Raw genomic sequence first — 22,962 nt, 5'->3', positions numbered from 1 at the left:
CGTTTCTCCTCTTGCGGCGGCCGTGCGTCATGGCACGGACGCAGGTCTCCTACGTCTTGAGAAGCGCTCGTGAAAGCGCTACTGCGCGGGTCCGGAGAGGGCTCCGGCTCCGAGGTCCAGCAGCTCTGCGGCCAGGTCCTTGCCCAGCTGGGCGGCCTGGTGCTTGTCGGCCAGCGCGATGGCCCGGACCATGTCCACCACGCCTTCCTCGCCCTCGATCGCGGCGGTGCCGCGCAGCGAGATCCGTTCCACGACCTTGCCCTCGGCGTCGAGATCTTCGACGATCTCGGCGAGCGCGCCCACGGGCGAGCTGCACCCCGCCTCGAGCGCGGCCAGCAAAGCACGCTCGGCCGTCACCGCGGCCCGCGTGCCCTCGTCGTCCAGCGTGGATGCGAGCAGGTGCTCGAGGTCCACGTCGGCGGTCCGGCACTCCACCGCCAGCGCGCCCTGTGCGGGCGCGGGCAGCATCTGGATCGGGTCGAGGGTCTCGGTGATGACCTCGACCATGCCGACCCTGGCCAGTCCGGCACGCGCGAGCACAACGGCATCCAGCTCGCCGTCGGTGACCTTGCGCATGCGGGTGTCGATATTGCCGCGAATCGGCACGATTTCCAAACCGAGACCCAGCGCGCGCAGCTGCGCGGTGCGCCGCAGCGAGCCGGTGCCCACCGTCGCGCCCGGCGGCAGCTCGCCGAGAGTCAGCCCGTCACGCGCGATCAGCGCGTCCCGCGGGTCCGCGCGCGGCGGCACGGCGGCGAGCGAGATGCCCGGCTCCGGCGCGGTCGGCAGATCCTTGTACGAGTGGACGATGACGTCGACCTCGTTGCGCAGCAACGCTTCCCGCAGCGCGGAGGTGAACACGCCGACGCCGATCGTCGGGATCGGCGCCATCGACTTGTCCCCGGGCGTGGTCACCGTGACGATCTCGACCTCGGCGCCGGTGGCGCGCAGGGCGTCGGCGACGTGCCCGGTCTGGGCGAGCGCGAGCTTCGATCCGCGCGTACCCATGCGAATGACTCTGGTCACTTACTACTTCTTCTCTGGTGGGGGCGTCGGGCTCGCCACCGCGGCGGGTGCCTGCGGGTCGAGGCAGAACAGTTCGCGCAACGCGTTCGCGTAGTCGGTGTCGGCCGTCTCGGCGGCCAGCTGCTTGACCCGCACCGTCGGCGCGTGCAGCAGCTTGTCGACCACCCGGCGGACGGTGCGGCCGACCTCTTCGCGGATGGTGCTGTCCAATTGGGGCAGCCGGTGGTCCAGCCGCAGCAGCTCGGCGTCGACGACCTCGGCCGCGCGCTTGCGCAACGCGGTCACCGTCGGGGTGACCTCGGCGCTGCGCTGGCCGGCGAGGTACTCGCGCACCTCGTCGAGCACGATGCCGGTGGCCTTGGCCGTCTGCCGGTCGGTGGTCGGGGTGCCGGCTTCGCGCATCCGGCGCTGCACGGTCGCCAGGTCGACGACGCGCACGCCGTCGAGCTCGCCGACCGCCGGGTCGACGTCACGGGGCAGGCCGAGGTCGCAGACGACCAGGGCGCGGCCGCCGCGGGGCAGCACCTGCTCCGGGCCGAAGACGGCGTCCTGCGCGCCGGTGCAGCAGATCACGACGTCGGCGTCACGCACCGCGTCGGCGACCTGGGACAGCGCGATCGCCCGGGCGGGCACGCCCTGCTCGGACACGTTCGCGGCGAGCCGGCGCGCGCGGGCGTCGGTGCGGTTGGCGACGGTGATCTCGCCGATGCCGGCCTTGCGCAGCTGCGACGCGCTCAGCGCGCCCATCGAGCCGGCGCCGACGATGACGGCGTGCTTGCCGGTGACGTCCCCGGCCGCGGCGAGCGCTTCGGACACGACCGACGCGCCCAGCTGGTCGAGGCCGGTTTCGGTGTGGACGCGCTTGCCGACGCGCAGCGTGGTCTGGATCAGCTCGTGCAGCGTGCGGCCGACCGTGCCGGCCTCGCGCGCGGTGGCGTAGGAGGAGCGGATCTGGCCGAGGATCTGCGTCTCGCCGACGACCATCGAGTCCAGGCCGGAGGTGACCGAGAACAGGTGCTCGACCGCGGCGCCGGCGTAGTGCACGTACAGGCTGTCGTACAGGTCGGCGGGCGTCATCCCGGCCTGGCGGGCGAGGACGTCGGAGACGTCGTTCAGGCCGCCGTGGAAGGTCTCGACCACCGCGTAGACCTCGATGCGGTTGCACGTCGAGACGAGCATGACCTCGCTGATGTGCTCGGCCTGCTGCAGCTCGTCGAGCACCTTGCCGATCTCGGGCGCCGGTACCGCGACGCGTTCCAACGTGCTCAGCTCGGCGCTGCGATGGGACAACCCGACCGCCAGAACGCTCATGCCGTCACCTCGCTGACGCTCGGTGAGCGCCTAAGCGGCTGCGCTGTGTTGAATGATTCACTCGCAGGCTCGCTCATGAGCGCACCACCACTTCCCGTCCGCCGTCCGGACCCGCGCCGTTCCGTCCGCTGCCCTTGCCATTGTCGGACGGCAGACCCGCTGCGGGTAATCCGGAATTGCCCTGATTGCTCGCAGCATCATCCGCCCGACGGGCTACGTGAAATGACAGTATCTGCAGCTCGACGGCCAAATCCACCTTGCGGACCTCGATGTGAGCAGGAACTTGCAGCACGACGGGAGCAAAGTTGAGGATGCACTGGACGCCGCCGGCGACCAGGCGGTCGCACACCGACTGCGCCGCGGTGGGCGGCGTGGCGATCACGCCGATGGAGATCCCGCGCTCGGCGCAGACCCGCGGGATGTCGTCCATGTGGGAGACCGGGAGGCCGCCGACCGGCACGCCGATCAGGTCCGAGTCCAGGTCGAACAGGGCCTCGACCGGGAAACCGCGCCCCGGGAAGCCGCCGTAGTTGGCCAGCGCGTGACCGAGGTTGCCGATGCCGGCCACGGCCACCTTGTGCTGCCGGGTCAGGCCGAGGATCCGCTCGATCTGGCTGACCAGGACGCTGACCTCGTAGCCGACGCCGCGGGTGCCGTAGGAGCCCAGGTACGAGAGGTCTTTGCGCAGCTTCGCGGAGTTGACGCCGGCGGCCTGCGACAGCTCTTCGCTCGAAACGGTCGTCGCGCCCTGTTCCGACATCGCGGACAGCACGCGGAGGTAGACGGCCAACCGGGCGACGGCCGCTTCGGGGATCTGCTTCGCCCGGACGGCCTCGGGGGCATCCCCGTTGCCGTTGGCGCGGCCGTTCACGGCGGCCACGGGCACGGCGGGCATCTCGGCCGTCGGCGCGTTGTCGGCGTCCGGCGTGTCCGGCCGGCGGGTCCGCCGTGGCGGCCGGCCGGCGGAGTCCGCTCCGTCACGCCCCCCGCGCTGTGTCACCACGCCGTGTCTCCTGCCCGCTGCGCACCTGCCGGCCATCGCCGCGACCGTTCGGAACTGTGTCTTGACCCAGGGCCCGGCGTCCGGTTCGATGCCGGACCACCGGGAGGCGATGGTCCTACGGTAGTCCACTTGTGAACGCACGCACAAAGTCACTGGTCGGAGGCGGTTCGGCACCCCCCGAGTGTGGGCGCGGGCGGCCGTGGCGGCCTCGAGCGCGGGTCCATCGGGCCGGATCACCGGCCGCACAAGGGTTTCCGGGTCGTCAGTGCGCGTCGAGGGTGACGGAGTGCCAGCCGGTGGCGCCGTCGGGCACCGGGTCGGCGGTGTTCTCCGTCTGGGTGTAGCCGTCCTGGTCGGTGGCCCGGACGAACGCCTGGTGCGTGCCGCCGGGCACGTCGAGCTCGAGCCACCAGAGGCGCCAGGTGTCCTTGCTCACCTCCGCCGAAAGGGTGGCTTCGCGCCACTCGCCCTGGTCGAGCCGGACCTCGACCTTCGCGATGCCGGTGTGCTGCGCCCACGCCGTGCCGGCCAGCCGGACCTTGCCCGCGGTGACCTTCGCGAAGCCGGTCGGGGTGTCGATCCGGGACTCGGTCTTGATCGGCGCCTGCTCGGCCCAGCCGCGGTTGAGCCAGTACGACTGCCGCGCGTCCCACTTGGTGAACTCGAGGTCCTTGACCCACTTGGTCGCGGACACGTAGCCGTAGAGGCCGGGGATGACGATCCGCGCCGGGAAGCCGTGCTCGACCGGCAGCGGCTCGCCGTTCATCCCGATCGCGAGCATCGCGCCGCGGGCCGGGTCGAGCGCGACGTTCGCCGGGGTGCCGCAGGTCCAGCCGTCGACGCTGGTCGCGAACATCTGCTCGGCGCCGGTCTGCACGCCGGCTTCGTCGAGCAGGTCGACGAGGTCGACGCCGATGAACGACGCGTTCGAGATCAGGTTCCCGCCGACCTCGTTGGACACGCAGGTCAGCGTCACCCGGCGCTCGACGAGCGGCCGGTCGCGGATGTCCTTGTAGGTGAAGTTCACCTCTTGGTCGACCATCCCGTGGATCTTCAGGCCCCAGTCCTCGGTGCGGATCTGCGGCACGACCAGTGCGGTGTCGATCCGGTAGAAGTCCGCGTTGGGCGTGATGAACGGCGGTGAGCCGAGCTTGACGAAGTCGGCGTCGGCGGGCAGCGGCGGCGCGGTGCGCGCCGGCACGAGCGGCCCGACGGCGGCCCGTGAGTCCTCGGCGTTCGTGCTGGTCCCGGCCACTTCGCCGACCACGGCGGCGACGCCGGCCCCGGCCGCGATGCCGACGCCGGTGCGGATGAACTTCCGCCGGTCGAAGCCCCGGTCGTAGCGGGCCAGCTCGGGCGGCAGCACGAGGCGGTGCAGCATCGTGAACACGGTCAGCCCGGCGACGAGCGCGGCGACCGGCGCGAGCAGCGAGACCTGCCCGAGGTCGGTGCGCACGAACACGGCGGCGATCCCGGCGGCGCCGAGCAGCCCGACGAGCACCTGCCCGGCCAGCGGCTTGCGCCGGGAGAGCTGCCCGGCGGCCACCGCGAACAGGACGAGCACGACGGCGAGGCCGAGCTTGAGGATCGGCTTGTCCCAGGTGCCCAGCGTCCGCTCGGCCCACTTCACGATGCCGGTCGGGCTGTGGTCGATGACGTAGTTCGCGACCGCAATGAACGGCGAGGCCGTGTAACCGACGAAGCCCGCGACCAGGTGCCCGACGCCGAGGGCGGCGGCCAGGGCGAGAAGGCCGATCAGCGTCGCGACCGGCAGCGAAAGCCGCCTGGGCGCCTCGGGCGGGGCAGGCGCGTCCTGCAAGGTGCTCACCCCTCCATCTTCGGAGCGGTAGGCCGTTCGGGTGGGGCTTCAGTGCTTACGGACGTGTTACGGCTTCACCAAGCCGGGACGTTCAGGACGAAAGCGCCTTGCGCAGCCGGTCCTCTTCAACACGCCAGTAGCCGTGCTCGGCGCCGTCGACCAGGATCACCGGGACGCGGTCGCCGTACTCCGCGCGCCACTCCGGGTCCGTGTCGACGTCCTCGGACTTCCACGCGACACCCAGCTCGCCGCAGATGCGGGCGACGTCGGCCTCCGCCACCTCGCAGAGGTGGCAGCCGACCCGGCCCATGACCGTCACTTCCTGTGCCATGCCGCCATTACTACCGCAGCCGCATCCGGCGCAGCTTCCCGGTGGCCGAGTGCGGCAGCGACTCGGCGAACTCCACCGCGTGCGGCACCTTGTACCCGGCCAGGTGGGCGGTGCACTGGTCGACGACCTGCTGCTCGGACAGCGACGCGCCCGAGACCGGCACCACGAACGCCTTCACGGCCTCGCCGCTGCGCTCGTCGACGACCCCCACGACCGCGGCTTCGGCCACCTCCGGCAGCTGCGCGATGACCGACTCGACCTCGTTCGGGAAGACGTTGAAGCCGTTGACGATGATCAGGTCGTTGGCCCGGTCGACCAGGTGCAGGTCGCCGTCGACGTCGAGGTAGCCGACGTCGCCGGTGCGGAACCAGCCCTCGTCGTCCGGCCCGTGGGCGCCGTCGGGCCAGTAACCGGAGAACAGGTTCGCGCCGCGGATCGACACCAGCCCGGTCTCGCCCTCGGCCTCGAAGACGTCGTCGACGTCGTCCGGGTCGAGCGGCACGGCCTGGTCGGTGCCGTCGCTGTCGACGAGCCGCAGCTCGACGCCGGGCAGCGGGCTGCCGACCGAGCCGGGCTTCGGGTAGCCGGTGACCAGCGTCGACGTCACCACCGGCGCGCACTCGGTGAGGCCGTACCCCTCGAAGACGTCGAGGCCCGTCGCCTCCCGGATCGCGCCGAGCACCTTCGGGTGCAGCGGTGCCGCGCCCGACGTCATCCGCCGGACCGTGGCCAGTCCCCGGCCGAGCTCCCCGGCGTCCAGCGCGGCGAACTCGGCGTACATCGTCGGGACGCCGGTGATCGTGGTGACGCCGTGTTCGGCGCAGTCCGCCAGCGTGCGCTGGGCCTCGAAGCGTTCCGACAGGACCGCGGTCGCGCCGACGGCGACGGCCTGCAGCAGGCCGGGCCCGAGGCCGTAGACGTGGAAGAGCGGGATGGTGATGAGCACGCGGTCGTCGTGTTCGAGGACACCCTCGACGCCGCTCAGCTGGGCCAGGTTCGCCAGCAGCGCGCGGTGCGAAAGCATCACGCCGCGCGGCGGCCCGGTGGTGCCGGAGGTGTACGAAATGACCGCGGTGTCCTCACCGGTTCCCCCGGCGTCCGCGAACCCGGCTGCTCCATCCGGGTCAGCTTCGGGAGTGAGACCGATCACCCCGGCCGGCAGCGCCGTATCCGTGTCGCGATGGATGACAACCTTGGCGCCGCTGTGCTCGACCAGCTGCTCGAGCTCGGGTCCCGGCGACTGCGGCGACACCGGGACGGCGATCGCGCCGGCCCGCAGCGCGCCGAAGAACGCGACGGCGAAATCGACCGACGTCGGCAGCCGCAGCGCGACCCGGTCGCCGGGTGTGACACCCGCACCCGTAAGTGTCTTGGCCTGGGCTTCGACCGCGGCGGTGAGCTGACGGTAGGTCAGCGTCCGGCCGCCACCGGTCTCCCGCACGGCCGGGTGCTCCGGCCACGTCGCGGCGGCCCGGCCGAGCAGCTCGCCGACCCCGGACAACGTCTCTGCACCGGCACTCACCCGTGGCCCGCCTTCCCGTCGTCCCGCGAAGCGTTGCAAGTCTGTCATCTCGCGCGACGTCATGGGGGAACACCGCGAGCGTCGCCCCTTCACAAGACCGGAACCACTACCTACTTCGCGGTAACTACACGTATGCTGCACTGCGTCGCGGGGGGTGGTGATGATCACCGCCGCGATCGGAGAGAGGGAGTCGCCGTGACGAACTTGCCTGCCCACGGCGCCGTGGGGCACGCGAGCCGGCAGGCCCCTGCTCGCCCGCTCATCGGGGGTACCGTGGCCCACTGGGTCCGAGCCGCCGCCGGAGGTGCCGCCCGATGACAGTGCCGACCGCCGTGAGCCGCGGGCCCGTTTTCATGGTCGCCGACCGCCTCTTCGGACGATCTTCGGCCGTGCCGCTGAGCCGCCAGGCGCCGGGAGCCTCCGCCTCCGACGAAGAGCGCGCCGAGGCCCTCAAGGCCGAGGCGTGGGACCTGGTGCGCGCCGCGCAGGACGGCGACTCGTCCGCGTTCGGCCGCCTCTACGACCGCTACGTCGACGTCGTCTACCGCTACGTGCTCTTCCGGCTGGGCGACCGCGACCTCGCCGAGGACGTCACCAGCGAGACGTTCCTGCGCGCGCTGCGCCGGATCACGTCGGTGAGCTACCAGGGACGTGACGTCGGCGCCTGGTTCGTCACCATCGCCCGCAACCTCGTGCTCGACCACGTGAAGTCGAGCCGGTACCGCCTCGAAGTCGTCACCGACGAGGTGACCGAACCCGGTTCGGCGCCGTTCAGCGTCGGCGCGACCGCGCAGGCCGGCCCCGAGCAGGAGGCCATCAGCCGCGCGACCCGCACCGAGTTGTTGCGCTGCGTCGCGGAACTGGGCGACGACCAGCGGGAATGCATCATCCTGCGGTTCCTGCAGGGACTCTCCGTGGCCGAAACGGCCCAGATCATGAACCGCAACGAGGGCGCCATCAAGGCGCTGCAGCACCGGGCGGTGCGCAGGCTGGCACAACTCCTGCCCACCGGATTGCGCTGAACCCGCGAACTTTTCGGTTCATCGACCGAATCCGGTAACCATCGCGCCTTCTGGATCGTTACTCCTGCCAGACCGGTGTCAGGACCGGCCACGGCCCGAGATGGAGCTGGCGCAGTGAGGTTTGCGCGTGAGCGAACCGACGCGGATCGGTTCGCGCGTGCTTTGGAGCCGTCCCCGGTACGCCGGGACGGCGAGTTCGCCGACGAGCTGGCCGTCGTCGGCGCCCTGCGCGAACTCGGCGCGGCCGGGGCGCCGGACCTGGAGACGCGGCAGCGGATCCGCGCGGAGATCGCGGGCCGCCTCGAGACGGCGGCGGCCACCCCGGTACGGCGGTGGCGGCCGCGGACCGCCGACCTGGTGGCCGCCGCGCTCTTCCTCGTCCTCGTGCTGTCCGGCCTGACGCTGGTGCTCTCCCGCGGCGCGTTGCCGGGTGACGCGCTGTACGCCGTGAAGCGCGCCGGCGAGACGACGTCGTTGAACCTCACCTTCGGTGACCAGCAGAAGGCCCAGAAGCACCTCGAGTTCGCCACCAACCGCGTCACCGAGCTGGGCGAGCTGGCCGCCGAAGGCGCGAGCCCGGCCGACTACCAGACCGCCTACGACGACTTCGCCACCGACCTGCGCGCCGGCGTCACCCAGCTGACCGCGGTCGCGACCAGCGACGGCAGCGGCGCGCAGCAGCTCTCCGACGTCCGGCTGTGGGCCCGGAACCAGGCGGCCCGGCTCGCGGCGCAGCAGGCCGCGCTGCCGGCCGGCGCCGCCTCCGTGTTCGGCGACGTGCGAACCCTGCTCGGCAAGGTCCAGGAGCGCACGAGCGGCCTGGTGGCCCGGCTGAACTGCTACCAGATCACCACCGGCACCGCCGACGACCTGGGCCTGATCCCGGCGACCGGCGAGTGCACGCAGCGTCCGGCGCCGTCCTCGGGCGGTGAGGTGTCCTCGGCGCCGACGTCGTCGTCCTCCTCGACCACTGAGAGCACCGCGCCGGCCCCGACCGGCACCCAGCTCCCGCCGTCGGACGCGACGGCGACGGCGGAGACGCCCGCGCCGACCGGCGGGAGCACGCCGCCGCCGGTGTTCGGCCAGCCGTCGTCGACCTCCCGGCCGCCGGCGACCTCGACGTCGAGGCCGCCGCCGATCGTGTCGATCCCGCCGCTGCTGCCGGGCCTGCCGCCGATCGTCATCGGCTGAGGTCCGGGCCACACCTGCGACGCCGCGGTGGGCGGCTCGCTACGCTGTGCGAAGGACCGGACGTCCGCAGGGACGTGGTCAGACGTGGGCAGACGTGGAGGCGGTGTGCGTGTCAGCTTGGCGTGGCAGGGATAAGAGTCAGGAGCTCGAACGGCTCGCCGCGCTCGCGGGCGAAGCCTCGGCCGAGGCCGCCCACGCCCGCGTGGTTTCCGAAGCCGCCGAGCCCCCCGCCCCGCCCGCACCACCCGACCTCACCGCGGCCGCCTTCTTCGACGTCGACAACACGATGATGATGGGCGCGTCGATCTTCTACTTCGCCCGCGGGCTCGCGGCGCGCAAGTTCTTCACGTCGTCCGACCTCGCCGGCTTCGTCTGGGGCCAGATCAAGTTCCGCCTCGGCGGCCGCGAGAACAAGGAAGACATCAAGACCCACCGCGAGCGCGCACTGTCCTTTGTGGCCGGCCGCACGGTGGCCGAGCTGACGTCGATCAGCGAAGAGATCTACGACGAGCTGATGGCGGACAAGATCTGGTCCGGCACCCGAGCCCTCGCCCAGATGCACCTCGACGCCGGCCAGCGCGTCTGGCTGGTCACGGCGACCCCGATCGAGCTGGCGGCGATCATCTCGCGCCGCCTGGGCCTGACGGGCGCGCTGGGCACGGTCGCGGAGACGCGCGAGGGCGTTTACACCGGCCGGCTGGTCGGCGACCTGCTGCACGGCCGCGCGAAGGCCCACGCGGTCCGCGCGCTGGCGTCGCGTGAGGGCCTGAACCTCAAGCGCTGCACGGCTTATTCGGACTCGGCCAACGACATCCCGATGCTGTCGGCGGTGGGCACGGCGGTCGCGGTCAACCCGGACGGCGGGCTGCGGGACGTCGCCCGCGCGCGTGGCTGGGAGATCCGCGACTTCCGCACCGGCCGTAAAGCGGCGAAGATCGGGGTACCTTCGGTACTGGGGGCCGGGGCGCTGGCGGGGGCGGTGGCCGCGGGGATGGCTTACCGCCGCCGCTGACGCGCCCGGCCCGAGGCGTCACTTTCGCCGAGAAAGATGCATAGCCTCACGCGGATTTCACGCCCGGTGGACGGCTGCGCTCAGCGGCGGAAGACGGACTTGCGCTGCGAAAGGCGCTGGTAGAGCGTCTGCTGGATCGACTCGCGCACCTGGTCCGTCAGCTGGAAGACCAGCATCGGGTCGTCCACGGCGTCCGGCCCGAACGAGTCGGTCGGGATCGGCTCGCCGAACTCGATGCTCCACTTCGTCGGGAGAGGGATCGCGCCCAGCGGGCCGAGCAGCGGGAAGAACGGCGTCACCGGGAAGTACGGCAGGCCCAGCATCCGGGCCAGCACCTTGATGTCGCCCAGCTTCGGGTAGATCTCCTCGGCGCCGATCACCGACACCGGGATGATCGGGACGCCCGCGCGCAGCGCCGCCGACACGAAGCCACCTCGGCCGAAGCGCTGCAGCTTGTAGCGCGACGAGAACGGCTTGCCGACGCCCTTGAAGCCCTCCGGCCACACGCCGACCAGCTCACCCTTGCGCAGCAGGCGTTCCGCGTCCGCGTTGCAGGCCAGCGTCTGGCCGGACTTGCGGGCGAACGAGCCCACCAGCGGCACCTGGAACACCAGGTCGGCGCCGAGGCCGCGCAGGTGCCGACCGCCGGTCTCGTCGTGGACCGCGACCGCCGTCATCAGGGAGTCCAGCGGCAACGTGCCCGAGTGGTTGGACACCAGCAGCGCGCCCCCCTCGGCCGGGAGGTTCTCGACGCCGAACGTGTCGACGCGGAACCAGTTCCGGTAGAGCGCGCGCAGCGGCGGGAGGAACACGGCGTCGGTCAGCTCGGCGTCGAAGCCGAACTCGTCGACGGTGTAGTCGCCGGTCAGCCGGTCGCGGATGAAGCCGAGCGCGGAGCGCGCCGCGTCCGAGAGCACCTCGGGCGCCGGGGCCGGCGCCTCGGCGCCGGGGAACGCGACGACGGGGGCGTCTTCGCGCGCGGCATCGGCCTCCCGCAGGTCCTCCGCGGCCGCGGAGGCGGCGGGCGGGGCCGCCGGCTTCTCGCGGCCCAGTCCGTGCAGGGGGATGACCTGCGCCTCGGCACCGCCCACCGTCTCCGCCTCGCCTTCCACGTCGTTCAAGCCGTGCGACCTGCTGTCACCACCGGAGCTTCGCTCCGGGCCGGGGGCTCCGCCACCCGGGCCCCCGAAAGGCATACTCGACCGGCTCACCGGTTCGCCTGGCCGGTCGCCGCGGCGACCAGCACCTTGCCGGCCAGGCCCGCGAGCCGGCCGCCGTCGAGCACCGGACGCAGGCCGCGGCCGACGACGTAGTCGTCGAACGCCTCCCGCGTGGTCCACCGCGGGGTGTAGCCGAACTCCTGCTTCAGCTTGGTGATGTCCACCACCCGGCCGAAGTTCAGCAGCCGCACCTGGTCGGCGGAGAAGTCGACGACGCGCGCGCCGCGCAGCACCTTGCCGACCGACGGAACCACGCTCCGCGGCATCGGCAGCTCGACCCGGCCCGCTCGCCGGATCGCCTGTGAGAGCGTGAGTACCCCTTCGGAGCTCACGTTGAACACGCCGGGCTTGTCCTCGATCGTCGCCCGTTCCAAAACGGACAGCGCGTCCGAGGAGTGCAACAGCTGGATCCGCGCGTCGTAACCGAAAACGGTCGGCACCACCGGCAGCGCGAAGTAGCGGGACAGGACCGTGTCGGTCGACGGCCCGATGATGTTGGCGAAGCGGCACAAGGTCACGGTGATGTCGGGACGGCGCCGCGTCAGGCCGCGCACGTACCCCTCCATCTCGACGGCGTCCTTCGCGTACCCGCTGGTCGACGTCGGGATGAGCTCGGAGTCCTCGGTGAACACCGCCTGCGAGCGCGCGCCCGCGCCGTAGACCGCCGCGGTCGACTTGACGACCAGCTTGCGCACCAACGGGGAACGCTGGCAGGCCGCGAGCAGCCGCATGGTGCCGATGACGTTGACTTCCTTGATGGCCGTGCGCCGGCCCGGGCCGGCGGGGTGCGCGGTGCACGACGCGTGCACCACGGTGTCCACTTCGGCCGTGCTGATCACCTTGGCGATCAACGGGTTCCGGATGTCCGCGCGCACGAACTCGGCGTTTCCCATGCGCTGCAGCACGGTCTTGTCCGGCGGCACCGTGTCGACGCCGATGACCCGCTCGAAGTCGGGGTTGTTGCCGAGCCGGGCGAGCAGTTTCCCACCCAGCTCCCCGGCGACCCCGGTGACGAGCACGACGTTCGACGGCATACGACTCCCTGCGGCGTAGGGCGTGTGGGGGGTGGACGATCACCCAAGGTGCGCGAACCTGCACTCACTGGAAGCATCGCGCGGACACCCTTGAGATGTTACCGCTCATCAGTGGTAGCTCCCGGGTGTCTTACATGCTATTAACCGCTAGGGCCCCAAAAGCGACGGACGCCTCACTCGAACAGGGGAGACGGTCCACCACATGGACGTGGCCCGTCCAGAGACTGGACGGGCCACGGTCACGCTCGGCTGAGCCGGGTTGCTACTTACCGGCCTTCCGACGCTGCACTCGCGTGCGGCGAAGCAGCTTGCGGTGCTTCTTCTTGGACATGCGCTTACGGCGCTTCTTGATCACAGAGCCCATGGGCGCTCCTTAGTTCGTCGTCGGTCACGCTGCCCGGCGCAGCGTCCAACGGGTGGAGCGCACAGGCACGAGCGGTTTTCCAGGTTACCCGCCACGTTGCGCGGGCCGGTCGGCGGGCACGTCCAAGCCCCGCGCGCCGCTGGCGGCGGCGTGCCTGCCGACTGGTTCAACCCACGTCGTAATACGCACCCTGGAGGTACTCGTGCACTGCTTTCTCCGGCACCCGGAAGGACTTCCCCACCCTGACGGCGGGTAGCTCACCCGAGTGCACGAGACGGTAGACGGTCATCTTGGAGACCCGCATCAGCGTGGCCACTTCGGCGACCGTCAGAAACTGGACCTGCCCGACTGCGGGCAACTCTTCCCTCTTGTTCGGCGACATGTTTACCGCGTCCTTCGACACGTGTCGCGCCACGAGGCTTCCCCACCTGTGGTATCGACACGCACGTGCTCTATCGAGAGTAGCGGGACTGGTGGGACTAATGCGACGCCTGTCACCGAGATGGGCTCCTACCAGCGCTAACGCACACCCACTCGCGCGTGCAAGACCTCGGTAATCGCCCATTACGGCGAATCCGGGCACCATCGAGGCCGAGAGAGGCCTCGTTCGAGCGATGAGAGCCCACGCACCGGCCACCGGCGATGAGGCCCGGTGGCGGGCCCCACCCGCGGAACACCCCCGGTGGGCGGCTCAGCTCTCGTGGGCCTTGCCCAGCGCCTCCGAGCGGTCCCTGGCCGCCTCGATGGCGTCGAGCAGGGCCGCGCGGACGCCGTGCTTCTCCAGCTCGCGGATGGCGTTGATGGTCGTCCCGGCGGGCGACGTCACGGCCTCGCGCAGCAGCACCGGGTGCTCCTCCGACTCGGCGAGCATCTTCGCCGCGCCGACGGCCGACTGGATGATCAGCTGGCCGGCCAGCGCACGCGGGAGGCCGAGCAGGATGCCGGCGTCGATCATGGCCTCGACCAGGTAGAAGAAGTACGCCGGGCCGGACCCGGACAGCGCCGTGACGGCGTCCTGCTGGCCTTCGGGCACCTCGACGACCTGGCCGACGTGCGAGAGCAGGTCGCGCACCACCGCCAGGTGCTCGGCCGTGGCCCAGCGGCCGGCCGAAATCGCGCTCATGGCCTCGCCGACCAGCATCGGGGTGTTCGGCATCACCCGCACCACCGGTACGCCCTCGGCCAGCCGGCGCTCGTACAGCGACGTCGGCAGCCCCGCACAGAGCGACACCACGAGCGACGACGGGCCCAGCAGCGGTGCCAGCTCGGTCAGCACCGGGTCGATGTCCTGCGGCTTGACGGCCACGACGAGCACGTCGGCCTGCTTGGCGGCGTCCTCGACCTCGACGCCGCGAACGCCGTAGCGGGCCGTCAGCTCCTCGACGCGCGCCGGGTACCGCTCGGTGAAGAGCAGGTCGCCCGGCGCGTGACCGCCGTTCAGCAGCCCCGAGAGCAACGCCTCGCCGATCTTTCCCGCACCCAGCACCGCGATGACCGTCATGGCGCCAAGCGTGCCAGATCCGCGCTCAGCCGCCCGGGGCCGGGGCGAGGCCCAGCTGCCGGGCCTGGCACACCAGCCGGCCCTGCGCGTCGATCACCGTGGCGTCCGAGTCGAACCAGGACTCGTGCACCGACCTCGACTCGACGATGACCCGCAGCCAGCCCGGGGCCGGGCGGGTGCGCAGCAGCGCCGTCAGCTGGACCGTCGGGGCCCAGCCGATGCGGCCCAGGTTCATCACCACCGGGGGGTTGACGTCGGACGCCAGCAACGTGAAGAACGGGTCGACCAGGCTGTGGCGCGGGCGGACCCACAGGCGCATCCGCGGCGGCTCACCCGTGCGGCCGGCCAGGTAACCGGCGGTCGCCGGGTCGAGCCGCACGTCGCAGCCCTTGGCCAGGTTGAACGGGCCCTCGGGGCTCTCCGGCATGGTCAGCGCCCCCGGCGACGGCTCGGCGGGCATCGACGGCACGTCGGTCCACTCCGGGCGCCGCATCGGCAGCCGGCCGGTGGTCACCCGGGCCTCGACGCAGCTGCGGCCGCGTTGCTCCAGCCGGACCTCGACCACCGTCGCGCGGCGGCCGACCTTGCGGACGTCGGTGCGCAGCAGCACCGGGCCGAGCGCGGGCGCGTGCAGGAACTCCGCGCTGACGACCAGCGGCTCGGCGTGCGGCTCCCCGCGCTCGTTCAGCGCGGCGATCGCCGCCTTGGCCAGCAGGGCCAGCAGGAAACCCCCGTGCGGGTGGGACCCGATGGCCCATTCCGCGCGCAGCACCGCGGTGAAGGTGCCGTCGCCCATCGACCGCGTCGCCGTCGCCGTGTCGAAGGACGCGGCGGTGCCGTCCGTTGCGCTCACGAACGTGCGGGCCCGTCCGTACCCACCGTCCCGGGCGGGGAAAAGGGGTCCTGACCGGGGATGGCGGAGATCAACGAGCGCAACGGGTTCACAGTCGGAACTTTACGTGTTCACGTGCTCGATTCGGCGGCGGGAGTAGTCGTGTCCTGTCGGAACGTGCTCACTTACTGCCCCAGGTGGAAGCGTGCGAACAACAGCGCCTCGGCGAGGTCGCGGACGCGCTGGGCCTGGGTGAGGGCGTGCCGGGTGTTGATCTCCAGCACGATCTGCCCGGCGAAACCGTTGCTGACCAGCTTCTCCAGCAGCGACGCGCACGGCTGGCCGCCGCGGCCGGGCACCATGTGCTCGTCCTTCGGGATGCCGGTGCCGTCGGCCAGGTGGACGTGCGTGAGGCCCTCCCCCATCCGCTGCGCCAGCGCCAGCGCGTCCATCCGCGCCGCCGCCGTGTGCGACAGGTCGAGCGTGTAGTGCCGGAACCCGACGTCCGTGGGGTCGATCGACGGCCGGAACGCCGACACGCGCGAGTTCTTCGACCCACCCGGCGGCCGGACCTTGAACATGTTCTCGACGGCGATCTCGACGCCGCTGGACTCCTCCAGCTCGTCGACGAGGTCGCCGAACGCGTCGCCGTAGCGGCGCTGCCAGCGGAACGGCGGGTGCACGACGACGGTCCGCGCGCCGAGCTCCACCGCGGCGTCGACGGACATCCGCAGCCGCACCACCGGGTCCGGCGACCAGATCCGCTGGGTGATCAGCAACGACGGCGAGTGGATCGACAGCACCGGCATCCCGGTGCGGCGCGACCAGCGGCGCAACGCCGTGACGTCCTGGCTGACCGCGTCGGCCCAGACCATCACCTCGACGCCGTCGTAGCCGAGCTCGGCGGCCAGCTCGAACGCCGAGCCGGCCTTGAGCGGCCACACCGACGCCGAACTCAGCCCGACGGGCACCGGCTTCTCGTCTGTCACGCCGGACATCCTGCCTCGTCACCGACGGTGGGCCGCACCGCCGGGCCGGGAAGGGGACCTGGGTCTCATCCCCTACCCGGCGATCAGCGTCCGACCAGCAGCAACGCCGCCGGCGAGACCGTCACCACCAGGCCGACCAACACGGCGAGCACGGTGGTCTGCAGGTCCTCGGCGCGGCGGATCTTCCGCACGATCCAGACCAGCGCGACGACCACCAGCAGCGCCGCGATCAGCGCGGCGGCCGGGATGTTCACCCACAGCCAGTTGAAGCCCAGCCAGACGGCGGCACCGCCGACGACGCCGAGGGCGAGCTGGCCGGCCAGGCCCAGCCACTGCTTGCCCGGCGAGCCCGCGGGTACCGGCTCGGCGGCCGGTTCGGGGACGTCGTCGTCGTACTCGTCGTCTTCGTAGCCGTCGCCCTGCTCGTAGCCGTACTCGTCCTGCTCGAAGTCCGGGCCGGCGGCCGGGTAGCCGGGCTCGGCGAACTCGCGCTCGTAGGGCTCAAGGTCGTCCGGGATCGGCGTCCGCGCGGCGCGGTCACCGGGCGCGAACGGCATCGGCGGCGGGTAGGTGCCCGTCGGCGGGCCCGCGTCGTAGGCGGCCTGGTAGCCGCTGCCTTCGGGGGCGAAACCGTCGTCGGGCTCGAAGTCGTCGTCCGGGTAGCCGTCGTCCGGAGCGCCGGTGGGGATCACCGGCATGACACCGATCTCGGTGTCCTCCATCTGCTCCTTCTGGCGGCGCTTGCGCCAGTTCGCGAGCCCCGCGGGCGTGGAGATGTCCGGGGTCTCGGGCTGCTGCGGCTTGCCCTTCGCCTGCCGGGGCGGAGGCGGCGGCGGTTCTTCGTCGGGAACGGCGGAGAACTGCTCGGTGTAGGCCTCCTGCTTCGGCTGCGGACGGCGCGACGGGGGCCGGCGCGGCGGGCCGGGCGGCGTGGCGAACGTGCCGCTGGGCATCGGCCCGGGCGGGCCGACAGAGCCGTCTACGTCGGCGTCCGGGGTGCCGTTGAGCCCGTCGAGCCGCGCCGACAGCGGGCTGCCGGGCGGCGGCGGGGTCGGCAGCTGCTGCGAGGGCTGCGGCGGCGGGGGCGGGCGGCGCCGGACCGGCGGCACGGCGGCCCGCGTCTCCTCGGCCGCCGGCGGGGGCTGCGTCGGGAGCTGCTGCGACGGCTGGGGCAGCTGCTGGGACGGCTGCTGCGGGGGCGGCGGCTGACGGCGCGGCGCCCGCGGCGGCACTGGCAGCTGGGCCGACTCCTGCGGCCGCGGCGGCTGGGCGGGCTCCGGCGGCGCCGGGCGGCCGAACTGCCCGGACTCCTGCGGCGGGGCCGGCCGGTTGAACTGGCCGGACTCCGGCGGGACCGGGCGCCCGTACTGGCCGGACTCGGCGCCGCCGGGAGCGGGCCGGGCCGGGGGCTGCGGCGGCCGCGCGTCCTGGGGGACGGCGCGGGGCGCGGGCGGCGGCGGGGGTGGCGGCTCGGAACGCCGCCGGCCACCGGCCGGACGGGCGGGCGGTGCGGGGGGCGGCGGAACCGTGCCCTCGGAGTGGACGCGGTCGATGATCGCCTGCGGGCCGGTGTCGCCGATCCCCGGCCGCCGGTGCGTGCCGGTCGGGCCGGGCGGCTCCGGGGTGGCCGGTTCGTCGTCGTCATCGACGGCGCGACGCCGGCGGCGGCGTCCGCCCTCGGCCTGCGCGCCGTGCTGTGCGAGCAGCTCAGCCACGGTCTTCTGCGGCTGGTCGCCTCCGGTCTGGTCCGTCATACCTGGTAATCCCTCGCGCGCTCCTGGGAATCGGCACCTCGGGAAGGCCCCGACGGCACGCCGGCGGCGCAGCGCGCGCTGTACGTCGTCCTCTGCATGTCCGTCACCTCTCCATCGTGCCCGTGCTTCAAGCAAAACACCGTCGTGGGCGAAGTCCAGTCGTCTGCTTTCACCGGTCCTCCTGTGCGCCGAAGCGCGCCACGAGTGCGGCTCCAGTTTCATCCGCGCCGGTGGAATGGTCCAGCCGCCGCAGGATGACACCTTCTCGCAGAGCCCACGGGCAGATCTCGAGTTCCGGCAGTCCGAGCGCCCGCATCGTGGCCTGCGCGACGAGCGCGCCCGCCACCAGCTGGTGCGATCGGCTCGAACTGACCCCCTCGAGCTGAGCCAGATCGGCCGAGGGCATCCGCGAGATGAAGGCCAGGAGCTGGCGCAATGCGGTGTCCGAGAGCGTACGTCGCACGCGCGGGCCCGCGGCCGAGGGGGCGGCGCCGGTCAGCCGGGCGAGTGACCGGAACGTCTTCGACGTCGCGACGACGCGATCCGGTTCACCCCATTTGGTGACCTTGCGCGTGAGCTCGGTGAGCTGGTCGTCGAGCCACGCCGACGTCGCGACGAGCTCCGAGCGCGTCGGCGGGTCGTGCCGGAAGCGGGTGCGCGTGGTGCGGCCGGCGCCCAGCGGCAGCGACTCGGCCAGCACGGGCTCTTCGTCGCGGCCCATCGCGACCTCCAGCGAGCCGCCGCCGATGTCGAGCACCAGCAGCTGCCCGGCCGACCAGCCGTACCAGCGGCGGACGGCGAGGAACGTCAGCCGGGCTTCGTCGGTGCCGGAGAGGACCTGCAGCTCGACGCCGGTCTCGTCGGCCACGCGGGCCAGCACCTTCGCCGAGTTCTTGGCTTCGCGGACCGCGGAGGTGGCGAACGCCATGACCTCTTCGCAGCCGAGCCGGACGGCCGCCGCCTTGGCGGATTCGACGGCGGTCACGAGCTCGTCCGCGCCGGTCTTGCTGAGGTCGCCGCTGCGGGTGATCTGCTCGGCCAGCCGGAGCACGGACTTCTCGGAATGCATCGGGGTCGGGTGGGCGCCACGGTGGGCGTCGACCACGAGCAGGTGGACGGTGTTGGAACCGACGTCGAGTACCCCTAGGCGCACGGGGGTCCAGCGTACCGGCCCGAGCGTCAGGTCTCGAACATGTAACCAACAACACTCGGTGCGGTACCGCCCCGGCGCGCCTCCGCGGCCCCACGACCACCCCGAACGCCCTGAAGGGCACCCTCACGGCCATTTCCGCCGTGAGGGTGCCCTTCAGGACAAAATGGACTTACGTCTCGAACTTGTAGCCCAGGCCGCGCACCGTCACCAGGTGCCGCGGCGAGCCCGGGTCCGGCTCGATCTTCGACCGCAGGCGCTTCACGTGGACGTCGAGGGTCTTGGTGTCGCCGACGTAGTCCGCGCCCCACACCCGGTCGATGAGCTGGCCGCGGGTGAGCACCCGGCCGACGTTGCGGAGCAGGTACTCGAGCAGGTCGAACTCCTTGAGCGGGAGCGAGACCTCCTCGCCGTCCACGGTCACCACGTGCCGTTCGACGTCCATCCGCACCGGGCCCGCCGAGAGCACCAGCGGGGCCAGCTCGCCCTCGGCGCCGGGCTCGCCGCCGCGGCGCAGCACCGCGCGGACCCGCGCGATCAGCTCACGCGCCGAGTACGGCTTGGTGACGTAGTCGTCCGCGCCCAGCTCCAGGCCGACGACCTTGTCGATCTCGCTGTCCCGCGCGGTCACCATGATCACCGGCACGGCAGAGCGCTGGCGCAGCTGCTTGCAGACGTCGGTGCCGCTCATGCCCGGCAGCATCAGGTCCAGCAGGACGATGTCGGCGCCGTTGCGGTCGAACTCCTCCAGCGCGGCCTGGCCGGTGCCCGCCACCGCCGCGGTGAAGCCTTCCTTCCGCAGCAGGAAGGCGAGCGGGTCGGCGAACGACTCCTCGTCTTCGACGATGAGAACCCTGGTCACAGGTTTCCTCCATGATCTGGGCTTTCCTGCCCGGTAACCACGAGCCTCTGGGTGCGCTCGGGGGTCTTCTCCTGCCGTGGTGCCGGCGAGGTCTTGGCCGCCCGCGCCGGCTCGGGGGCCGGTTCGGGGCTGACGTGCGCGGGGATGCGGAGGGTGAACGTCGAGCCGGTGCCGGGCCGGCTCCACAGGCCCACCGAGCCGCCGTGGTTGGCCGCGACGTGCTTGACGATGGCCAGGCCGAGCCCGGTGCCGCCGGTGGCGCGCGAGCGGGCCTTGTCGGCGCGGTAGAAGCGCTCGAACACGCGGGTCTGCTCGTCCTCGGGGATGCCGATGCCGCGGTCGGTGACGGCGATCTCGACCATGCCGTCGGCCAGCCGCCGCGAGATCGACACCGGGCTGCCGGCCGGCGAGTACGCGACGGCGTTCTCCAGCAGGTTCGACAGTGCGGTGACCAGCAGCGTGCGGTCGCCCTCGATGAGCAGGCCGCTGACCGGGTCGGTGGTGATGGTGATCTCGGCCGACTCCGCCGAGAGCGTCGTGCGGCCGAGTGCTTCGCGCACGACCGCGTCGACCTCGACGACGTTGAGGTCCGGCAGCCGTTCGGCGCCCTGCAGCCGCGACAGCGCGATCAGCTCGGTGACGAGCTGGCCGAGCCGGGTCGACTCGCGCAGGATCTTGCTCCCGAAGCGGCGGACCTCCTCGACGTCCTCGGCGGCGTCGAGGACGGCCTCGGTGAGCAGCGCGATCGCGCCGACCGGGGTCTTGAGCTCGTGGCTGACGTTGGCGACGAAGTCGCGGCGCACGGCCTCCAGCCGGATGGCCTCGGAGTGGTCGACCGCCTCGACGACGGTGAAGCCGTCGCCGAGGGGCCGGACCTGGCCGAGCACCGCCTCCGGCTGGCGGCCGCGCGCTTCCAGCGGCGAGAGGTCGATCTCCATCGGCTCGTCGGTTTCGACGACCTGTTCGGCGGCCTTGCGGGCCCGCGGGTCGGCCTGGTTGACCCGGACCAGGCCGAGCTCGTAGGCGCGCGGGTTGTGCAGCACCATGTCGCCGAACTTGTTGAGCACGACGACGCCGTTGTGGGAGGACCGGACCAATCGCTCGAGCAGCTCCGCGACGGTCGGGCCCGGTGGGCGGGCCTCTTCGCGCCGGGTTCGCGCCCGCGCGACGAGGTAGCCGACCACCGCACCGGCCACCAGGGCGCCGATGGCCAGTGCGAGTGAAACAGGCGTGGTCACGGGCCGATCGTAAGCGCTGATGTGGCCCTTCGGCCTAGCGTTGTCCGCCTTGTCGTGAGCACCGCGACACCTGACGGCGACTTGTTCGCCGGGGTGTCAGCCCACGTTCACCCGGCCGATTCCCGACCGAGACATTCCGGGTGAATCAGTTGTCTCGTTCGAGTGTCTTCAGGTCGTCGTCGGTGAGCTCCAGCGCGGCCGCGGCGACGTTCTGCTCGAGGTGCGCGAGATCACCGGTGCCCGGGATGGCGAGCACGTGCGGGCCCTGGTGCAACGTCCACGCGAGCCGGATCTGCGCCGGCGTGGCGTCGTGGCGCTTCGCGACCTCCGCGACCCGCGCGTCCTCTCCCGTACCGCTGGCGACGGCGAAGAACGGCACGAAGGCGACGCCGTGGTCGGCGCACAGCCGGACGATCTCGTCGTCCTCGCGGCGCGCGGTCAGGCCGTACTGGTTCTGCACGCAGACGACCGGCGCGATCGCCAGCGCCTCCGTCAGGTGCTCCGGGCCGACGTTGGAGATGCCCAGCTCGCGGATCAGCCCCTTCTCCCGGAGGTCGGCGAGCGCGCCGAAGCCGTCGGCGAGGGAGCCGGCGCCGCGGTCCAGACCTTCGCCGATCCGGTAGTTGGCGACGTCGAGGTGGTCCAGACCCAGCTCGCGCAGGTTCTGCTCGACCTGGGCGCGCAGCTGCTCGGGCCGGGCGGTGTAGAAGGTGCCTTCGAAGTCGCGGCCGGGGCCGACCTTGGTGGTGAGCACCAGGTTGTCGTACGGCGCGAGGGCGCTGTTGATGAGCTCGTTCGCCGCGCGCGGGCCGGCGAAGTAGAAGGAAGCGGTGTCGATGTGGTTCACGCCGAGCTCGACGGCGCGGCGGAGCACGGCGATGGACGTCTCGCGGTCGCGGACGCCGCCGTCCGAAGTGGACATCAGGCGCATCGCGCCGAAACCGAGCCGGTTGACTTCGAAGGAGCCGAGCTTCCAGGTGCCCGCCGCGGCGGCGGGGTGTGTCGTGGTCATGGCTCCAGCTTCGCCACCCGGGGAGATCCGGGCCGGGTTTGGCAGTTTGCTGCCAGGCAGCGGACACTCGATGGTGTGGAAAAGGTGACGGACGTCGTCGTGGTGCGCGGTGAGGCCGAGCTGTTCGAGCGGACGAAGCACTTGTTCGCGGCGGCGACGGAGGTTTCGTGCGCGGCCCGCGACCTGCACACGTGGTCGGTGGCGCACCCGACCGCGCCCGAGCGGGAGCAGGCGGTGCGCGCGACGGCCGTGCGCAAGGTCTACCAGCCCGGCGTGCTGCTCGACCCCACCCTCGCCGGGCACCTGCGGTTCATGACCGATCACGGCGCCCGGATCCGGATCACCGAGCGCGAGATCAACGAGACGATCCTGCTGGACCGCCGGATCGCGATCGTGGCGGGCGACCGCGTCGGCGACGTCCGCAGCTACACCGTCGTCAGCAGCCCCGAGCTGGTCCAGGGCATCCAGTCGCTGTTCGAGGCGGCCTGGGCGGGCGCGACCGACCTGGAGTCCTACCAGGCCCGGTTCACCGAGCTCGGCGCGCGGGAGATCCTCGGGCAGCTCGCGGCCGGCTGCAAGGACGAGACGGCGGCCCGCGCGCTCGGCGTCAGCCTGCGCACCTACCGGCGCCGGGTGGCCGAGCTGATGGAGATCCTCGGCGCGTCCTCGCGGTTCCAGGCCGGTGCCCGGGCCCGCGAAGCCGGCCTCCTGTGAGTCCTGCCGCTGCCTGAAAGCCGTGAAGGCCTCCTTACCGGCTCTTATGGCCGGT

22 protein-coding genes are annotated in these 22,962 nt (G+C 72.0%); 4 read left to right on the top strand and 18 right to left on the bottom strand.

The annotated features are described in order from the left end of the window. Positions 1-78: 78 nt before the first annotated feature. The 6 genes from hemC to OG439_RS41215 all read right to left on the bottom strand — a co-directional run bounded on the left by hemC (position 79) and on the right by OG439_RS41215 (position 7,060). Positions 79-1,008 (bottom strand): hydroxymethylbilane synthase, encoded by a 930-nt coding sequence (hemC, locus tag OG439_RS41240; protein WP_247060286.1) that lies wholly within the window; start codon positions 1,006-1,008, stop codon positions 79-81. A gap of 21 nt (positions 1,009-1,029) precedes the next feature. Further along, positions 1,030-2,337: a glutamyl-tRNA reductase gene (locus OG439_RS41235; RefSeq protein ID WP_326945884.1), complete on the bottom strand. Its 1,308-nt coding sequence runs from the start codon at positions 2,335-2,337 to the stop codon at positions 1,030-1,032. 73 nt (positions 2,338-2,410) lie between these two features. Beyond that, positions 2,411-3,340: a redox-sensing transcriptional repressor Rex gene (locus OG439_RS41230; RefSeq protein WP_326951742.1), complete on the bottom strand. Its 930-nt coding sequence runs from the start codon at positions 3,338-3,340 to the stop codon at positions 2,411-2,413. 262 nt (positions 3,341-3,602) lie between these two features. After that, positions 3,603-5,168, bottom strand: coding sequence for a molybdopterin-dependent oxidoreductase (locus OG439_RS41225; RefSeq protein WP_326945883.1), 1,566 nt, complete (start codon positions 5,166-5,168; stop codon positions 3,603-3,605). An 82-nt stretch (positions 5,169-5,250) separates the two neighbouring features. After that, positions 5,251-5,490: a glutaredoxin family protein gene (locus OG439_RS41220; protein ID WP_247060279.1), complete on the bottom strand. Its 240-nt coding sequence runs from the start codon at positions 5,488-5,490 to the stop codon at positions 5,251-5,253. A gap of 10 nt (positions 5,491-5,500) precedes the next feature. Further along, the gene (locus tag OG439_RS41215) at positions 5,501-7,060 is read right to left on the bottom strand and encodes an AMP-binding protein (protein WP_442792251.1); all 1,560 of its coding nucleotides are present in this window, start codon (positions 7,058-7,060) and stop codon (positions 5,501-5,503) included. Positions 7,061-7,326: 266 nt separating this feature from the next. Between OG439_RS41215 and OG439_RS41210 the strand changes: the two genes are divergently transcribed. The 3 genes from OG439_RS41210 to OG439_RS41200 all read left to right on the top strand — a co-directional run bounded on the left by OG439_RS41210 (position 7,327) and on the right by OG439_RS41200 (position 10,237). After that, positions 7,327-8,034 carry a sigma-70 family RNA polymerase sigma factor gene (locus OG439_RS41210; protein WP_326945881.1) on the top strand — a complete coding sequence of 236 codons (708 nt, stop codon included), beginning with the start codon at positions 7,327-7,329 and terminating at the stop codon, positions 8,032-8,034. 114 nt (positions 8,035-8,148) lie between these two features. Then, entirely contained in the window at positions 8,149-9,225 is a 1,077-nt protein-coding gene (locus tag OG439_RS41205) for a DUF5667 domain-containing protein (RefSeq protein WP_326945880.1), read from the top strand. Between the two features lie 109 nt (positions 9,226-9,334). Beyond that, a complete protein-coding gene (locus OG439_RS41200) occupies positions 9,335-10,237 on the top strand; it encodes an HAD family hydrolase (protein WP_442792250.1) in 903 nt (300 codons plus the stop codon). Between the two features lie 80 nt (positions 10,238-10,317). On the opposite strand, the gene OG439_RS41195 is transcribed toward OG439_RS41200, so the two are convergent. From OG439_RS41195 to OG439_RS41140, 12 genes are all read right to left on the bottom strand, one after another. Beyond that, on the bottom strand, positions 10,318-11,358 hold the full coding sequence (locus OG439_RS41195; protein WP_326945878.1) for a lysophospholipid acyltransferase family protein: 1,041 nt from the start codon (positions 11,356-11,358) through the stop codon (positions 10,318-10,320). 86 nt (positions 11,359-11,444) lie between these two features. Next, on the bottom strand, positions 11,445-12,491 hold the full coding sequence (locus OG439_RS41190; RefSeq protein ID WP_326945877.1) for an NAD-dependent epimerase/dehydratase family protein: 1,047 nt from the start codon (positions 12,489-12,491) through the stop codon (positions 11,445-11,447). Positions 12,492-12,753: 262 nt separating this feature from the next. Further along, entirely contained in the window at positions 12,754-12,855 is a 102-nt protein-coding gene (locus OG439_RS41185) for a 30S ribosomal protein bS22 (protein WP_007030867.1), read from the bottom strand. A 166-nt stretch (positions 12,856-13,021) separates the two neighbouring features. Further along, the gene (locus tag OG439_RS41180; protein ID WP_247063893.1) at positions 13,022-13,237 is read right to left on the bottom strand and encodes a helix-turn-helix domain-containing protein; all 216 of its coding nucleotides are present in this window, start codon (positions 13,235-13,237) and stop codon (positions 13,022-13,024) included. 309 nt (positions 13,238-13,546) lie between these two features. Further along, positions 13,547-14,356: a pyrroline-5-carboxylate reductase gene (gene proC / locus OG439_RS41175; RefSeq protein WP_326945876.1), complete on the bottom strand. Its 810-nt coding sequence runs from the start codon at positions 14,354-14,356 to the stop codon at positions 13,547-13,549. A 25-nt stretch (positions 14,357-14,381) separates the two neighbouring features. Continuing rightward, a complete protein-coding gene (locus tag OG439_RS41170; RefSeq protein WP_247063891.1) occupies positions 14,382-15,152 on the bottom strand; it encodes a thioesterase family protein in 771 nt (256 codons plus the stop codon). A 221-nt stretch (positions 15,153-15,373) separates the two neighbouring features. Continuing rightward, entirely contained in the window at positions 15,374-16,186 is an 813-nt protein-coding gene (locus tag OG439_RS41165) for a sugar phosphate isomerase/epimerase family protein (protein WP_247060266.1), read from the bottom strand. A gap of 74 nt (positions 16,187-16,260) precedes the next feature. After that, a complete protein-coding gene (locus tag OG439_RS41160) occupies positions 16,261-17,931 on the bottom strand; it encodes a hypothetical protein (RefSeq protein WP_326945875.1) in 1,671 nt (556 codons plus the stop codon). A 169-nt stretch (positions 17,932-18,100) separates the two neighbouring features. Continuing rightward, the gene (locus OG439_RS41155; protein WP_326945874.1) at positions 18,101-19,084 is read right to left on the bottom strand and encodes a Ppx/GppA phosphatase family protein; all 984 of its coding nucleotides are present in this window, start codon (positions 19,082-19,084) and stop codon (positions 18,101-18,103) included. A gap of 169 nt (positions 19,085-19,253) precedes the next feature. Further along, entirely contained in the window at positions 19,254-19,943 is a 690-nt protein-coding gene (locus tag OG439_RS41150; protein WP_247060263.1) for a response regulator transcription factor, read from the bottom strand. Further along, positions 19,940-21,181, bottom strand: a complete 1,242-nt coding sequence (locus OG439_RS41145; RefSeq protein ID WP_326945873.1) for a sensor histidine kinase — start codon at positions 21,179-21,181, stop codon at positions 19,940-19,942. Before OG439_RS41145 ends, OG439_RS41150 begins: the two co-directional genes overlap by 4 nt. A 145-nt stretch (positions 21,182-21,326) precedes the next feature. Beyond that, entirely contained in the window at positions 21,327-22,193 is an 867-nt protein-coding gene (locus OG439_RS41140; protein ID WP_326945872.1) for an oxidoreductase, read from the bottom strand. A 75-nt stretch (positions 22,194-22,268) separates the two neighbouring features. Here OG439_RS41140 and OG439_RS41135 point away from each other — a divergent pair, with 75 nt between their 5' ends. After that, entirely contained in the window at positions 22,269-22,907 is a 639-nt protein-coding gene (locus OG439_RS41135) for a DNA-binding response regulator (RefSeq protein WP_326945871.1), read from the top strand. Positions 22,908-22,962 lie beyond the last annotated feature (55 nt).

This window comes from Amycolatopsis sp. NBC_01307, assembly GCF_035975215.1.
Taxonomy (GTDB): domain Bacteria; phylum Actinomycetota; class Actinomycetes; order Mycobacteriales; family Pseudonocardiaceae; genus Amycolatopsis.
The sequence above is the reverse complement of the archived record's forward strand: the minus strand, read 5'-3'. Positions and strand labels throughout refer to the sequence as shown.

What these genes read in the sequence shown, in the direction of transcription:
- hemC (WP_247060286.1), bottom strand. Translation starts at nt 1,008, where the DNA reads ATGGGTACGCGCGGATCGAAGCTCGCGCTCGCCCAGACCGGGCACGTC.
- OG439_RS41235 (WP_326945884.1), bottom strand. Translation starts at nt 2,337, where the DNA reads ATGAGCGTTCTGGCGGTCGGGTTGTCCCATCGCAGCGCCGAGCTGAGC.
- OG439_RS41220 (WP_247060279.1), bottom strand. Translation starts at nt 5,490, where the DNA reads ATGGCACAGGAAGTGACGGTCATGGGCCGGGTCGGCTGCCACCTCTGC.
- OG439_RS41215 (WP_442792251.1), bottom strand. Translation starts at nt 7,060, where the DNA reads ATGACAGACTTGCAACGCTTCGCGGGACGACGGGAAGGCGGGCCACGG.
- OG439_RS41210 (WP_326945881.1), top strand. Translation starts at nt 7,327, where the DNA reads ATGACAGTGCCGACCGCCGTGAGCCGCGGGCCCGTTTTCATGGTCGCC.
- OG439_RS41190 (WP_326945877.1), bottom strand. Translation starts at nt 12,491, where the DNA reads ATGCCGTCGAACGTCGTGCTCGTCACCGGGGTCGCCGGGGAGCTGGGT.
- OG439_RS41185 (WP_007030867.1), bottom strand. Translation starts at nt 12,855, where the DNA reads ATGGGCTCTGTGATCAAGAAGCGCCGTAAGCGCATGTCCAAGAAGAAG.
- OG439_RS41180 (WP_247063893.1), bottom strand. Translation starts at nt 13,237, where the DNA reads ATGTCGCCGAACAAGAGGGAAGAGTTGCCCGCAGTCGGGCAGGTCCAG.
- proC (WP_326945876.1), bottom strand. Translation starts at nt 14,356, where the DNA reads ATGACGGTCATCGCGGTGCTGGGTGCGGGAAAGATCGGCGAGGCGTTG.
- OG439_RS41170 (WP_247063891.1), bottom strand. Translation starts at nt 15,152, where the DNA reads ATGGGCGACGGCACCTTCACCGCGGTGCTGCGCGCGGAATGGGCCATC.
- OG439_RS41165 (WP_247060266.1), bottom strand. Translation starts at nt 16,186, where the DNA reads ATGTCCGGCGTGACAGACGAGAAGCCGGTGCCCGTCGGGCTGAGTTCG.
- OG439_RS41160 (WP_326945875.1), bottom strand. Translation starts at nt 17,931, where the DNA reads ATGACGGACCAGACCGGAGGCGACCAGCCGCAGAAGACCGTGGCTGAG.
- OG439_RS41140 (WP_326945872.1), bottom strand. Translation starts at nt 22,193, where the DNA reads ATGACCACGACACACCCCGCCGCCGCGGCGGGCACCTGGAAGCTCGGC.